Origin of the sequence: Petroclostridium sp. X23 (genome assembly GCF_030013905.1) — a bacterium.
Classification (GTDB): Bacteria; Bacillota; Clostridia; order SK-Y3; family SK-Y3; genus X23.
This window is the reverse complement of sequence record NZ_CP124862.1, coordinates 4816845-4831726: the sequence shown is the minus strand read 5'-3', so window position 1 is coordinate 4831726 and position 14882 is coordinate 4816845. Positions and strand designations below refer to the sequence as shown.

The following is a 14882-nucleotide window of genomic DNA, read 5'->3' as shown; positions in this document are numbered from 1 at the left end:
CATTTACTTTACACACTTTCGGTGCATTTCCTTCCCGTCTTAGCCCTATAACTATTTATGAAAAAAATTATTATCGATAAAGCGGCCATTATTAAAAATGCCAAACTTATAGGGCGTGTTAAAAATATTGTATAGGAACCATCTGAAAGTACCATGGAACGTCGGAAATTATCTTCTGCCAGTGGACCTAAAACAACCCCTAAAATAATCGGTACTACTGAAAAATCCAATTTCCTTAAGATATATGACATAGCTCCAATACAAACAGCCAATAGGACGTTAAATGTATTTGTAGTACTTGAAAAGGTCCCCGCTACGCAATAGATAATGATGATGGCACTCATAAGTTCATATGGAATACGTGTTATATTTGAATAATAACGGGTAAAGAATTTCCCGACAACAAACATCATAAGATTTACAACTATGAGACCCAACATAATGGAATACATGATATCTCCAAAATCCTTAAATAAAGAAGGTCCTGGTACCATTCCCTGTAACATTAATGCACCCATCAAGATTGCTGTACACCCGTCACCTGGGATACCTAGAGTAAGAGTAGGAATAAGGGTAGATCCTGTCGTTGCATTATTTGCTGACTCAGAGGCTGCAATACCTTCTAGTTCTCCTTTTCCAAAGTTGTCTTTATATTTAGAGGTTTTCTTAGCCTGGTCATAGCTAATAAATCCTGCAATACCACCACCAGTACCAGGTGTTGCTCCAACAATTGACCCTATTACAGAGGACACACAGATCGTTTTAAGACATCTTCTGAATTCTGACCATGTAAGTTTTTGATGATCAATTTTTAATTTTTGCTGTCTAGCTTGATCACTCTTGGGATTGTAATCCGATTTTATTAGAAGCTCTGAGATTGCGAATAATCCAACAAGTGTTACGATAAGCTGTATGCCTCCTGCTAAATTTTTGTTACCAAAGGCAAATCTTACAGCTCCACTAACATTGTCCATCCCTATTGTAGAAAGAAAGAAACCTGAAATACCCCCAATAATACCTTTTATGATATTGTCGTTAGAAACACCTGCAATAATAGATATACCGAAGATTGCAATTGCAAAATATTCAGGAGGCCAAAAAAACTGTGTGATTTTGGCTATATTGGGCGCAGCAATTAGAAGTAATAGTGCACTGAACAATCCTCCAATTACTGAGGCATATAGGGCAATCGTAAGAGCTTTATATGCTTGCCCATTTTTTGTCATAGGATAACCATCCAAGATTGTTGCCGCACTGGCTGGAGTCCCAGGTGTATTAATTAATATTGCAGTAATAGATCCACCATATGTTCCAGCACAATAAAGACCCAATAGCATAAGAATGGCTGCAGTAGGCTCCATAGTATATGTTATTGGTAAACATAGAATAATCGCTAGGTCAGCTGTAAGACCAGGAATTGATCCAATAACAATACCACATAGAATACCAATAAGAATAGCTATAAAGCTATCAAGTGACCATAGAACTCCAAGTCCTAACATGATATTTTCCAACAAATTACTCACATCCCTTTCCGCTTCTATGGTAAATTAACACGTAATAATACTTTAAACACATAATACGCAATGATGACATTTCCACTGGCAATAGCATAATACCACCATTTACGTGCTCCATAATATAATAAAATTCCAACAGATAGAAGCAAGGATGATATTATAAATCCTATATGTTTCAAAATAATGGCATAAACTATAAGCATACCTATATAAACCAATGATTTCATTTCAGTTTTAAATTTCTTATTCTTAAAAACATCCATGTCCACCACATACTCATTGCTAATACCAAAAGAACCTTGTATTAACAGAATGATACTGCATATTATCAGACCACGTATTAGCAAAGTAGGGATTGTTTGTGCATTGATGGCTGAAGTCTCATAGGTCTTAATCTGGCTAGGTATAAGAATATACATTGTAATTGAAATTATTAGAAATAGAAATCCACTAATGAGGTTTGAATTACTTTTAATTTTCATATGATATCTCCTATTATTAACGCACCCAATAACCTTAAAATTATTGGGTGCATAAGAATTATAGTTTACTCAATAACTTTTACATAATTATCGAAGGAAGTGAATTGTCCTTTAATAACGTCAAGAATCTCGTCAGAGTCTGCTTCCCAAATTGATTGATGTATCTCTTTCATATAGGATTTAAATTCTTCATCAGCATATACTTTGTTAATTGTATCAATTAAAATCGTCTTAATTTCCTCTGGAACTTCAGAACGAACTGCAAAGGCATCCATACCTAAGAATTCAACATCTGTTCCCAGCTCTTTAACCGATGGAACTCGGCCAAACTCCGTTTCAACGCCGTTCGGATCAAGTGTTGCAACTGCTTTAATAGAGCCTTCTCTTTGGAAATCGTAGTATCCTGGTGGAGTAGCTATGGCCATATGTACTTGACCAGTCACAATGGCATTTATTGATTCACTCTGGCTGCCAAAAACAACAGGTTCTGCATCTATTCCTAGAGTCTTGAACATCGCTGTAGTACAAACATACTGATCTCCGCCTGGGCCACTGGATGTGGCATATTTTATTTTATTTGTTTTCCCATATTCTATTAATTCTTCAAAGGTATTGATTCCTGTTTTTTCTGGATTCACCAAAAACACAAGAGAGACAGTTCTTAGTCCTTTAAGCATTGTAAAATCTTCTATCTTATAATCTGTACTTACATATCTAGGAGTTAGAGAGAAAAGTGGTCCATTTGTTACCACCATTGTATAGCCATCTGCTTCTCTTGAAAATGCAGTTGCCATACCAGTTGTACCTGAGGCTCCAGTATGATTTTCAACAATAACTGGTTTACCTAAATGTTTTTCTGCTAACTGTGCAAATTTTCGGGAAATGACATCAGCACCACCACCAACACCCCATGGTACTACAATGGTAATTGTGTCTTTCGGAAAGTCAACTGTCGTAGATTCACTAGGAGTATCTCCTTTAGTTGGTTCTGAGGAACCGGCACAACCTGTAAGCATTGCTAATGCCATTACAAGCGTAAGAATTATTGCTGTAATACGTTTTTTCATTATTTCTCCTCCTTTTACATTTGTCTCCGTACATCGGTGTGTTATAACAAAATCTTGATAATTATAAAAGTATTCATGAATTTGCTATTTAACACCGCTTTAATACAGAGTTTCTTTTTTTATTTAAGCAGTAAATTATACTGATTAAATACTTTCTGTGCATACGTATGTAATTTTTCTCGTGCATACGTATGTAATTTTTGAAAAATATAAACCTTACTTAAAAGTATCTCGAATTATAAGTTCTCCGTTTAATGTTATTTTGCGCGATTCAGAAAAATCAAGATTCTGAATTAGTTCAACAATCCATTCAGTGGCAACAGATATAATTCTTTCATAGCTAATAGAAATAGTCGAAAGATATGGTTTACACCATTTAGCCATTGGAATATCATCATACCCAATAATAGCTATATCTTCAGGTACCCTAATGCTATTTTGCTTCAATGCTTCTATCACTCCTATAGCCATCGTATCATTTTGAACGAAACAAGCATTGGCTTTTTTAAACCTCTCAATACTTTCCATAGTAACACGAAAAGCATCCTCAAACTTGTAGTTTCCATACAACATATCACTTGAAGTTAGTTCAAACCCCTTTTCACTTAAGGCTTTTGCGAATCCATCATGCTTATTTTTAACATCGATACGATCACAAGGACCAAGAACCTCCACAAAATCATTGTATCCTTTATTGCAGAATGCACTGCCAACTAAATAGCCACTTTGTTTATGATTTGGTGAGATAACATAATTATAAGGAGAGCTTTCACTAGTGTCATATATAAAAATATAAGGTATTTTATAGGCCTCTAATAATTCTTGTATATTAGGATCTATTTGCCCTCGATTTATTATTAGTCCATCAACCCTCCTATTCCTTATGCATTTTTCGATATTCGGCATCTCTCCATCAAGTGTGTAGTCAAATACGGGCATGAGATCCAGTTTTCTGTTTATAAGACGGCTACGAATCCCATAGTAGAGGTCACTTTGTATGTAGTGATTTGCAAAACCTGAAAAATCTTCAGAGAAAACATATCCAATAATACCTGTCTTACTTGTTTTTAAGCCTCTCGCACTACTATTAAATTCGAAATTATGTTCCGCTGCAAGTTTTTTAATCCTTTCCTTTGTTTTCTCAGAGACAAGAGGACTATCATTCAGACATCTAGATACAGTTGATTGAGAAACACCAGCAAGTTTTGCTAGTTCTAATGAGTTTATCATACTGGTGTACACCTTCCTTTATGCATACGTTTTCATATCATGAACTAAGTTTATCACACTAATATCGATATTGTCAACATGTAAAAAGCTAAATATTCATAAATTCAACTCAATTTTCCCATTTCTCCAATCATTTACATAGATATTATACTAGTAAGAGTGCAATTATATCCATTTGTATTGCACTCGTATGCATTACAAGAATCTTCTTTTAAGGTGAATATTTCGGTCAAAAACATGCAGTTAAATCGAAAAGTGAGTGCAGTCCTCTCGGAAAGATAGTGCATGTGTCTCGGTCTTAGTGCGGTAGTGGATTTTTCTGGCAAGGGAAACACTTAGAAACACTTAGGGACGTGCCTATTTTTGCACGTTACAGCGTGTAATTATTCCCCTTGAAATACCCGTTAGCCGCTCCAACTGTCCTATTGTAAACTTTTCTTTTTCTCTCAAATATCGCAATATTTCATCTCGCCCTTTTCGAGGCTTGTTTCCAATTTCTTTAGGATCTAACCCGTCTAAACACTTAATAACCTTTCTACGTAATTGTTCGTCAGTTAATTTTTTACTGCCGGCTATATGGAAGTTCTCACTTTCAATTTCTTTTTGTAGCTCGATAAACTCTCGTCTAGCTTCTTCTGCGTCAGCAGATAACATTTCCAGTATTAAATAGGTATCTGTAATCTTTTCTCCTGAATTTAATGACATATAATCATTATAACTGCTCCAAGCATATTTGCTTATTTGTTTGACAATTCCGGCCCTTATCGGATTTTGATGAATATATCTAGTCAATGCAAAAAAATACCGCTCATCTTCTATAGGTTCACTTTTATATCTATTACCAATAAGACTTCCGCTTCTCTGGTATTTGAAATTGTACCAGCCTACATATTTCGTCAGCAATTTATGCATAACTTTCACAATATCGCCCGTACAGTTTTCTCTAATAAACAGATGCACATGGTTATACATTAAGCAATATGCATATACTTCGACACATCTTTCTTTTTTTATTCCGAATAATATCTCAAGCATTTTGTGAAAATCAGCGTCTTCTTCAAATATATTCTGTCTATTTAATCGTCTAAAAATAATATGATATAATCCTGTTTGGCTCAATACCCTTGGTGACCTGCTCATACTTACCACCTCCAAACAGGATTGTATCATTTGAATTGTTACTAGTCAATAATTATGTGCAGGATCAGGCACGTCCCCATATACACTATCCGTTAATTTAATCATTGCCCTCCAAATATAAGTACCGGGCCATGTCTTAAAAGAAGGAGCCAGGAAAAAGAAGAAGGAAATATTTCAATCCTAACTCTAATTCTCTCTCTTAGAATTATTGTAGAATTATTTAAACTTTGAAATAAGGTTTTTCTCATAATTATCTAAAAGGTTCTGTTCTCTAAATAAACTTGAAACAGCATCTTCATAGTCATGCAATCTTACTGATTTCTTAATTTTCTTTGCATATTTTTCATTCTCAGAAAACATCGAAATCATACAAAACCAGAGATTTTTCATTTTATATAAGATATTTACATCCCCAAAAAGCACTCTTTTATATTCGCTATATACTTTATCATGGAACTCTCTTAATGTATTTTTATCGACTTTAATATTATTTTTTATTTCTTTTGTAAGTCCGGGGTTGACTAATAATCCCCTACCTATCATTATAGAATGAACATCAGGAAACTCAGCTGTAAACTCCTTATATTCTTTCATAGTAAAAATGTCACCATTATAGCAAAGGGCATTTTTACTATAACTCAAAGCATATTTAAAAACATCTATATTGGGCTTATTTTTATAAAAATCTTTTTGAATCCTAGGATGAATGGTTAGTTCTTCAATAGGGTACTTATTAAATATCTCTATTAATTGATAAAATTCGTCTGGATGTTCTTTTCCTATTCTGGTTTTTAATGAAATTTTGGTTCCTCCCCAAGCGAAAATCTCATAAAGAAACCCATCAAGCTCTGCTGTTTTTGCTAGAAAACCTGCTCCCTTATTTTTGGCAACCACAGTTCCAGAAGGACATCCCAGATTCAAATTTATCTCATCATATCCCATAAGCTTTATTTTATTTGCCATCAAAATAAAATCTTTTGCTTTGTTTGTTAGTATCTGCGGAATCAAAACCAAATCTTGATTATTTTCAGGTGCCAAGTCATCTAGTTCTCGCTTTTTAAAACTTCCACTTTCATTAGCAGAAATAAAAGGAGAAAAGTATTTATCAATACTATTAAAATAAATCCGATGGGCATTTCTATAGATGTATCCACTTAAGCCTTCCATAGGCGCGAAATAAAAATTCATAATACAATAATACCTTTAAAAATTAATCATCAGCAATATAACTATCTGATGTCATAATTTATGTTCCCTTTCTTTTTTATTAAAACTGTGTTTCGCCCTCATGTAAAAAAATAAGAACTTTAGTCCTATTTATCTACTATAAAACCTTAAAGCCTTTTATAGGCAATGGTAATAATAACACAATTATTTTTAACTTAAAAGTCCTAAATAAATCTCGTTTGACAATAGATATTTTCTCACATCACTCCATAGATGGCCTTTTGCGAGGTTTACAACACCAACAGGAGATTTCCCTGCATGCAAGTCCGGCAGTCCCACTACTTTTCTTACTCCATCCAATTCCGATAATGCATTTAGCTGCATGACTGCGGTATGTTCTATCCAGTTCTTCCCGCTTGTTATTAATAACGTATTACTCCTTCCATTCTCCTTTTCATCTGAAAAAATGCATAAAAATACCGTGGTTCAACAACCCACGGCTCATTCTTCCCCCTAAAAAAGGCAACAAAAAAACACGATAACCAAAATCGTGCCTCCAAAACTTATTAGGCTTATGGTTGTCTCAAAATTAATAAATTCAGTTATCATCCACCTCGTAATTAGTTACCAACATATGAAAACACTCCTTTCACCTAAATTAGGCGAGGAATTAGAATTATGAAAAAACAATTCAATCTTTTTAAATACCAATAGTTGTTGGAAACAAAGGATGACTTAAACCGGATGTGTGGAAACGCACAAGTCCGGTTCTTAGGAGAGAAAGGGACTGTGAAGTCTCCTACTTACCCGCTTTCCTCGCAATAATTATATACTATTTAAGGGAAATACCCTTCTATCGATAAATTCATTTGGGAGTTATGGGCATATGGGTTCGATGCTGACAAAGCCATATGCGAGCCACAGGAGGATATGGAAGGAAAAGCAAAGCTTATTGATCTTCTGCTTAGTACACAGTATTTTATCTAAAAGCTTCATAGCCGTTTTCAACTATGAAACTTTTAGTGTTTGTCATGGAAATGATGCTGAACTATCGCTGAATAATCATTATAATACCCATGATTATCATAAAAGTATATATAATCTTGCTTAACATGTTACTGTTTAACTTTTTAAAAATCGCCAACCCGATATAACACCCTAATGTCGCTCCAATGATTCCTACTGAGGATAGCTTTAATGTTTCGACATTGACATTTCCATAAAGAAAATGCAGAATAATGGAAAATACCGCTGAAAACACCAATGTAACTTGTAAGTTCGCATTGTACTCCATCTTTTCCTCTGTGGCTACGAGATAATAAATACTCAGAGGAGGTCCCCCTATATTAAATATTCCACCTGTCACACCGCTGATTAGCCCTGCTATTGCACCATTTCTATTTGAACCCTTAATGCTGATTTTATTTTTATAAAAAGCAAAATAAATAGACAATAATATCAATGTATATCCTAGTAGTACTTTAAGAATGCTTTCCTTATAACTCATTAGAACATGCACACCTACTATTCTTCCTATCAACAAGGCAATGACAGGGAAAACCAGTAGTTTGATATTAATATGCTTCCTTAGTTGCAATGCTACTTGAACGGCTATAAAAAATGATGCAAATACCACAAGCACTGCAGCAGTTTTTAAAGGCATAATAAAAGGAAGCAACGGCATAGCAAATATAGCTAAACCAAACCCTGCAATGCCCTGAATAACACTTCCAAGTAAAAATATCAAGAAAACATATAATAAACTCATGATTTAGACCTCATGAAATAAATATTTTGCAGCACATCTTATCATAACAAAATTTACTCTTTTTTTCAACTCATATCCAAAATAAACAAATACAAATTAGATGGTAAGCAATCTGTACAGGTTTCCGTTGCTTGATCCGTATTGCCCTATGACAAAGTCCGGGAATCCATCGCTGTTGTAATCCTCGAATTGCAAGAGAAAAGTCCTATTGAATATCATGTCTCCTCCATTCTTTTTAAAAATGAATATAAAATAGCCGCCAACAATATGACAACTAAGTAAAAATTATTTCCTTTTATAGCTTTTTATGGTACGATAATATATGAAATTAACTGTAATGTGACTTTCATCTGGTAGCCACATTCCGCTTATTTATTAGCCTATGTCTAAATAATAATGGGAAAGTTTTGAGGAGTTCGCTGATGCAAGATAAATTCAAAAAACAAATAATTAAATACGAAGTAGAATTACAGCAATACTCTACTATATTTAACATAGTAGGATACTTGAAACTGGCGGTTCTCTTAATTTTTATCAGTACGGTTTTTTTGACCTTTTATAAAGGGTTTTCATATGTATTTTGTGTAACCGGCATTGCAATCCTGCTATTGCAGGTTTTTCTTTGGATTTATCATAGTAAGGTTCACGATAGTGTGAATTACGCTAAAGCCATGATAATTATTAATAAACAATATTTAGATAGAATCTCAGGTGACTGGGTTCATTTTGCTGATATCGGTGAGGAATTTATTGATGTGAAGCATCCATATGCTTGCGATCTTGACATTGTAGGCAAAAAATCGCTATTTCAGCTTCTTAATGTAACAAAAACTTGGCACGGAAGACAGGCTTTTGCGAATGATTTATTAAATCCGGACTATAACACAACAAAATTGCTTTCAAGGCAAGAAGCTATTTTGGAATTAAGCAAAAATATTGAGCTTTCAGCAAAATTCCAATATCATCTTTCAAAAATTGAGAAAAGTGATTCCATTTTAAGGCTTTTACAGGATTTAAAGAAAAAAAGGTCGTTTATAAAATCCAAGTTTTTAAAGTGCCTTCTAGTATATTGTCCTTTGATAACGGTCACCTTTATCGCAGCCATGATCATCTTTCAGTTAAAAAACTTTTATTTAGCCGGAGCTGCATTACTATTGATGCAATGTATAGTTTGGATTGCCGGTGTCACTAAAACGAATGAATATTTGGGGTCTTTGGCAGGCTTGAATTATAAACTTGCCACTTACAGTACTGTACTAAGTATATTGCAGAATGAAAAATTTACCTCAGCAGAGCTTATTAACATAAAGAAGCAACTGACTTCGGAAAACTTATCAGCAGCACAAGCAATAAAAGATTTAGGCAAAATATCTGATAGAGTAAACGTTAGACATCAAGGAATCATTTGGTTTATTTTGAACGTCCTCTTTTTATGGGATTATGAATGTGCCTTCATGATGGAGGAATGGAAAGAAAAGTATGCGCGAACAAGTGAGAATTGGTTTCTTGCATTAGGAGAATTTGAAAGCCTTTTAAGCTTTTCTACCATACCCAATGTATGCAGTAATGTTACTCTTCCTGATATCACAAATAAGAGTAAGGTCTTTGAAGCAATGGATATAGGACACCCGCTAATTCTAAACAGCGCACGAGTTTACAACAACATCATTGATAAGAATAATATAATCATTATCTCTGGCTCAAATATGTCCGGAAAAACAACTTTTTTAAGAACAATTGGTATAAATTTAGTTATGGCAAATGCAGGAGGCTTTGTTTGTGCCAAAACTATGACTTGTTCCCTGTTTAAGATCATGACATCAATGAGAATTTCAGATGATTTGAATGACGGGGTTTCAACCTTTTATGCTGAACTCAAAAAGATTAAACGCATTATTGATACTGCTAAAAATAGTAAAAATACTATTTTCTTGATTGATGAAATATTCCGTGGCACAAATTCAGTAGATAGACTTTACGGTGCAAAGACTATTATTTCCAAACTGGATTCTTTTGAGGTTATGGGTGTCATTACTACACACGATTTAGAGTTGTGTGAAATGGCAAATCAATATTACCGTATAAAAAACTATAGCTTTTCTGAGCATTATAAGGAAAACAAAATTTTATTTGACTATAAAATAAGACAGGGAAAATCAAACACTACAAATGCCAAGTATTTAATGCAAATGGTCGGTATTTTATGACGATATTGAACATAAATGAAAACAACGCGATTAATTTTGTATTATGTGGTATCCAGAATGAAATTCTATTTGAAAATTTTAGTAATCTGCAACTTTGTTTACCGTATTTACATCAAAATCCAACATATCTGAAATTGATTCATAAGGTATTTCAAATTTTTGTGGTCCGGCCGCTCCAGCTGCTAAAGCGTATTTAGGATAGAAAACCACTAATGAATTTTTTGAAAGATAAAAGTTATTTGGGTCAAAGTTTCGAATACTTTTGTAACCATCACCAGTATAGGCATCATCAAACATATAGCAGCTACCGTATCCTGCTTGTTTGTTACTGTTAATTTCATTCATAATTTTTTTAGATACATAATCATATATGAAATCCATATATTCGTCTTTATTAACCTTAAATATATCTTTTAGACTCAATTTTTTCCCAGTATTCAAATCAAATGAATCCCCTTCTATACCAGCCCATCCCACACCACCAGCCCCACCATTTAAATTTGCTGATACTGAAATGATATTTCCAAACACAGCTTCAAGCTTGTAATCAGCACTTCTATACCAATTATCTTTCTCACCCTCTACTTTTATATTAGTTTCCTTTAAACTATCAAGTGGAAGCTCATTGTAGAAAAACTTTTCTTTGCCAACAAAATATTTATTTATCTCAGGTATTCCATCGTAACTCCCATCAAGTCGTGGTAATTTTAATTTTAATTCTGTAAAACCTTTTGCGTCATTAAAATATTTTTTGTTAACGTCAAACGTTGAAAAGTTAATAGTTTTTTTGACAAGTTCATATCCTTCTACTTTCCCCGCAACGAAATTGATTAATGTGTCTATACTTTCATTTTGCTGTCCCGCATTGATTTTCTCATCCAATTCAGGAATACATACAAATCTCTTCTCCTTCTGGAAATATATTTTTGAGTGATGGAAAGGAATAGCACCATTCTTTCCGACGCCACTCATGTAGTCCGCAATGATAATTATATCTTTCAAGCCATCTTTATTAACATCCCTAAATGCCACAGCCCGAGCTTCAGAAAGAAGCCATCCGGGATATTCAACGAAATCGGAAAAGCTATATAACACTGTACCTTTATCATCTGTTAAGAAAAAGACAAGTTTAGGAAAAGGGTTAGCTGCTAATGTAGCAGTAACAAATTTTACCTTGCCCCACTTTTCAAGTTCAACTTCAAATGATTGATTTTCGATAATTTCCAGACCATTTTTCTTAGGATCATTTAGATTTTCTTTAACTTCGGTTTTTGGTTGTTGAACTAAACTAGTGAAATCCCTCCATACTTCATTTTCAGCTTTAATGTTATTTACGATATCCTGATATTTGAATTCAAATTCTAAATGATCTCCATATACATGAGGAAAACTTATACTAATACCTAAAGAATCTTTAGTAAAATAACTAAAGATATTATTTGTATAGGTTGCCTTGTTTATTTTATAATTCATACTGTCTGGATTGTTTTTATCAATTTTACCAGTTACATTCTGCTGAATATTTGAGCTATTAACAACATCCGTTTTTTCAGCAATACATGCTGTTAACATTAGAGCTAATGCCATTAATATGGTTATCACAGTATTTTGCTTCAATATATAACTCCACCCTTCTCTCCAAACTGTCATAATTCAATAAAAGTATTTCATTCCTCAGGAGTTTGGTACAGCTTATTGTTTTTCCTCCATTTCCGCAAGCCACAAACAATTGCAATTAACGTACAAAAAATAATATTTGCAATAAAATAGCCGGAGGTGAAACACCCATGGTTAAGCCTAGTTACCCAACGATCCATTTTAATTTTTTCCTCTCAATACCGGTTCTAAATAGACCCATGCCACATCCAATATCATTTCCTATGATGTGTGGGTATATCATTCCTTCGGTTACTACCGCAACACCAACAGGGACTTTTCCGGCATGCAGGTCAGGAAGTCCGGCTACTTTTCTCACTCCATCCAATTCCGATAATGCATTTAGCTGCATGACTGCGGTATGTTCTATCCAGTTCTTACTGCTTGTTATTAATAGAGGATATTTCATAATTCAAAAATCAAGAATGTGGATAATTCCTACTGATATTTTTGAAATTGTGCAAAAAAAGGTTAGACTATCCTTACAATAGATAGTTATCCACAACTATATAGTTTTGAAATTAAGAAATATCATCTCCTGTTCCTTGATAATTAAAATACTAAGCTGCAATATTTTTTGATTGTTCTGCTTTTGTAATTCTTGTAGCAATAATTGCAATGCAGGCTAAATCCATGAATACTTTTGCTTTTTTTAGCCCTGCTACACGCAGATTGTTTAAAGCATAGTTTTCTTTTCCATCACCAAAAAAGCGTTCAACGGATGTTCTTTCATCATATAGATTGTCCCATGCTTCTGTTCCTCGTAATGGATAAGATATAAACCGTGGATTATCCTTAATTTTAACTTTGCCAATGTATCCTGATTTTGTACTCGTACACCAACTTGAACCCATAGGACAATTGGCTTTTCCGCAAGCGTGGGGACATAATAACCGAATGGTTCCATTATCATTTCCACCATTCACATACGGATAATTCATGGTGCAAACAAGTTGACCTTCCCAGTTAATGCCTTCAGGTGGAGTTTTCGTATTTCTCCAGTTAATTGGCATAATAGCTTGAGCACCAAATGATACAGCATGTTGATAGATAGATGGTATATCATAGCCTGTATCCATAATGTAGTAAGATGGTTTGAATAAGTCTTCATAATCTGCCTTAAGCTTATTCATTAGTGGTATTGCCATTACCATATCTGCAACATTTGCAGGGGTTATGATGTACCCTAATGGGATTCCGCTTGTTGTATCTACTACAGCATGCATCTTCCAACCAAACCATTTTATCATATTGCCATTGGTATCTTGCTTGGCACCCCAGTGAGGAAACTCTGGATTGTTTTCTGGTATTTTTGATTTTGGTACAGCATGCTCAAAGGCATCAATTTTCGATGCATCTATTGAGACATGGGAACCATTAATAAGTCCCAAGGTTTTGGCTCTACGAACCATTCTCTGAAAAGTTTTTTCAAGTACATCGGTTTTAGAGAGCTTTTCTATAAACCTAGAGAAAGTTGAAGCACTAGGCGTTTTGCCAATAGTATCAAACCCGCAGGTTACTCTTAAAACGGGGTCTGTTTTCAACCTTTTAACTAATGCTTTAATAGTAGGTATTTGATCTATTTGCATTGCAAGTAAAGCATTGAGCAAGCTGGTATACGCAAATCCTTTAGGACCACGTTTGCTGACATCAATTTTAAAAGTTTCAAGCATAATTGAATAATCAATAAATGTTAAAACAGCTTGTAATTTTGTTAATGGTTGAATTTCTATAATTTGCTCTAAAGTAAATAATGTTGTTTGCCGATTCATAATTCGTACAACGTTTACTCCTTTCTGTGGATTGTTTGGACGAATTATTTATCGGATTGGGGTAAACTATTTTTTATGCTTTTTTCTAACCTTGTGTTTTCAAGGATTAGAAATTATGAAATTAACTCAATAATATATTACTCATTAAATTCTCCTTTTCATCTAAAAAAATGCATAATAAAAAATTATCAGCGCCTATCCGATTGGATAATTTTATCTTACCGACATCGGACAGGCTATATTGGATTTATGACTTATCAAATCCTTAAGAAAATCTTATAAAGTACATATTATTTTCCTATGCTGCTGTATACAGCTATTGCATCGGTAATATTAAACTGTTCCAAGTGGTTATCTCCTTTTGCACCAGCTGTAAGCAAAACATATTCTTGATTATCCACTTTGGCGAAACTCGCGAGACACAGACCAGCCTCATCAGTATATCCGGTTTTTCCTCCTAAAATTTCTCCACCAGTAATGTTTTGACCACTGAGTCCTTTCAACATGGTACTGTAAAAGGTTATCCCATCAGTATCCGTATAATATCAAGAAAAAGCATGAAATAATTAGATATAAAAAACTACATATTTAATAAAATCTGATTGGAGTCTTTCTGAATATGAATCCAAAAATTCCGGAAAGGGAACTGATCTGAAAAGTATGATTCTACTTTTGTCTTATAACTACCATCCATTACCCTTTCAACATGGAAGGTAGGCCATTGAGCTAAATAGCGCATTTCATCCCTTGAAAATGTTTTGTCCGGCAAAACCAGATGCAACATCAACATGACAAGTATAAATAAAAACGGAATTACACCTATGATACTCTGTAAAGCAGCAGAAGTTTTTTTTCTATTTATTCGCATTGCAA

General features: G+C 34.0%; 14 protein-coding genes and 1 pseudogene. 1 reads left to right on the top strand and 14 read right to left on the bottom strand.

Annotated elements, in window-relative coordinates; genetic code table 11:
• Positions 1-8: 8 nt before the first annotated feature.
• From QKW49_RS22760 to QKW49_RS22720, 9 genes are all read right to left on the bottom strand, one after another.
• The gene (locus tag QKW49_RS22760) at positions 9-1517 is read right to left on the bottom strand and encodes a tripartite tricarboxylate transporter permease (RefSeq protein WP_282864922.1); all 1509 of its coding nucleotides are present in this window, start codon (positions 1515-1517) and stop codon (positions 9-11) included.
• Between the two features lie 23 nt (positions 1518-1540).
• Positions 1541-2002 (bottom strand): tripartite tricarboxylate transporter TctB family protein, encoded by a 462-nt coding sequence (locus QKW49_RS22755; RefSeq protein WP_282864921.1) that lies wholly within the window; start codon positions 2000-2002, stop codon positions 1541-1543.
• A gap of 65 nt (positions 2003-2067) precedes the next feature.
• On the bottom strand, positions 2068-3069 hold the full coding sequence (locus tag QKW49_RS22750) for a tripartite tricarboxylate transporter substrate binding protein (protein WP_282864920.1): 1002 nt from the start codon (positions 3067-3069) through the stop codon (positions 2068-2070).
• Between the two features lie 216 nt (positions 3070-3285).
• Entirely contained in the window at positions 3286-4299 is a 1014-nt protein-coding gene (locus QKW49_RS22745; protein WP_282864919.1) for a LacI family DNA-binding transcriptional regulator, read from the bottom strand.
• 357 nt (positions 4300-4656) lie between these two features.
• A complete protein-coding gene (locus QKW49_RS22740; RefSeq protein WP_282864918.1) occupies positions 4657-5439 on the bottom strand; it encodes a transposase in 783 nt (260 codons plus the stop codon).
• A gap of 216 nt (positions 5440-5655) precedes the next feature.
• On the bottom strand, positions 5656-6627 hold the full coding sequence (locus QKW49_RS22735) for a tRNA-dihydrouridine synthase family protein (RefSeq protein ID WP_282864917.1): 972 nt from the start codon (positions 6625-6627) through the stop codon (positions 5656-5658).
• Positions 6628-6816: 189 nt separating this feature from the next.
• Positions 6817-6990, bottom strand: coding sequence for a hypothetical protein (locus tag QKW49_RS22730; RefSeq protein WP_282864916.1), 174 nt, complete (start codon positions 6988-6990; stop codon positions 6817-6819).
• Positions 6991-7654: 664 nt separating this feature from the next.
• A complete protein-coding gene (locus QKW49_RS22725) occupies positions 7655-8374 on the bottom strand; it encodes a sulfite exporter TauE/SafE family protein (RefSeq protein ID WP_282864915.1) in 720 nt (239 codons plus the stop codon).
• A gap of 96 nt (positions 8375-8470) precedes the next feature.
• Positions 8471-8593 (bottom strand): hypothetical protein, encoded by a 123-nt coding sequence (locus QKW49_RS22720; protein ID WP_282864914.1) that lies wholly within the window; start codon positions 8591-8593, stop codon positions 8471-8473.
• Positions 8594-8796: 203 nt separating this feature from the next.
• Here QKW49_RS22720 and QKW49_RS22715 point away from each other — a divergent pair, with 203 nt between their 5' ends.
• Positions 8797-10581: a DNA mismatch repair protein MutS gene (locus QKW49_RS22715; protein WP_282864913.1), complete on the top strand. Its 1785-nt coding sequence runs from the start codon at positions 8797-8799 to the stop codon at positions 10579-10581.
• Positions 10582-10659: 78 nt separating this feature from the next.
• Here the strand turns inward: QKW49_RS22715 and QKW49_RS22710 are convergent, their stop codons facing one another.
• The 5 genes and pseudogenes from QKW49_RS22710 to QKW49_RS22690 all read right to left on the bottom strand — a co-directional run bounded on the left by QKW49_RS22710 (position 10660) and on the right by QKW49_RS22690 (position 14877).
• On the bottom strand, positions 10660-12198 hold the full coding sequence (locus QKW49_RS22710) for an RsiV family protein (protein ID WP_282864912.1): 1539 nt from the start codon (positions 12196-12198) through the stop codon (positions 10660-10662).
• Between the two features lie 184 nt (positions 12199-12382).
• A complete protein-coding gene (locus QKW49_RS22705) occupies positions 12383-12646 on the bottom strand; it encodes an RtcB family protein (RefSeq protein WP_282864911.1) in 264 nt (87 codons plus the stop codon).
• Between the two features lie 151 nt (positions 12647-12797).
• Positions 12798-14009, bottom strand: a complete 1212-nt coding sequence (locus QKW49_RS22700) for a transposase (protein WP_282863267.1) — start codon at positions 14007-14009, stop codon at positions 12798-12800.
• A 290-nt stretch (positions 14010-14299) separates the two neighbouring features.
• Positions 14300-14539, bottom strand: a pseudogene (locus QKW49_RS22695) (D-alanyl-D-alanine carboxypeptidase); the annotation flags it as partial.
• 50 nt (positions 14540-14589) lie between these two features.
• Positions 14590-14877, bottom strand: a complete 288-nt coding sequence (locus QKW49_RS22690) for a DHHW family protein (protein WP_282864910.1) — start codon at positions 14875-14877, stop codon at positions 14590-14592.
• Positions 14878-14882 lie beyond the last annotated feature (5 nt).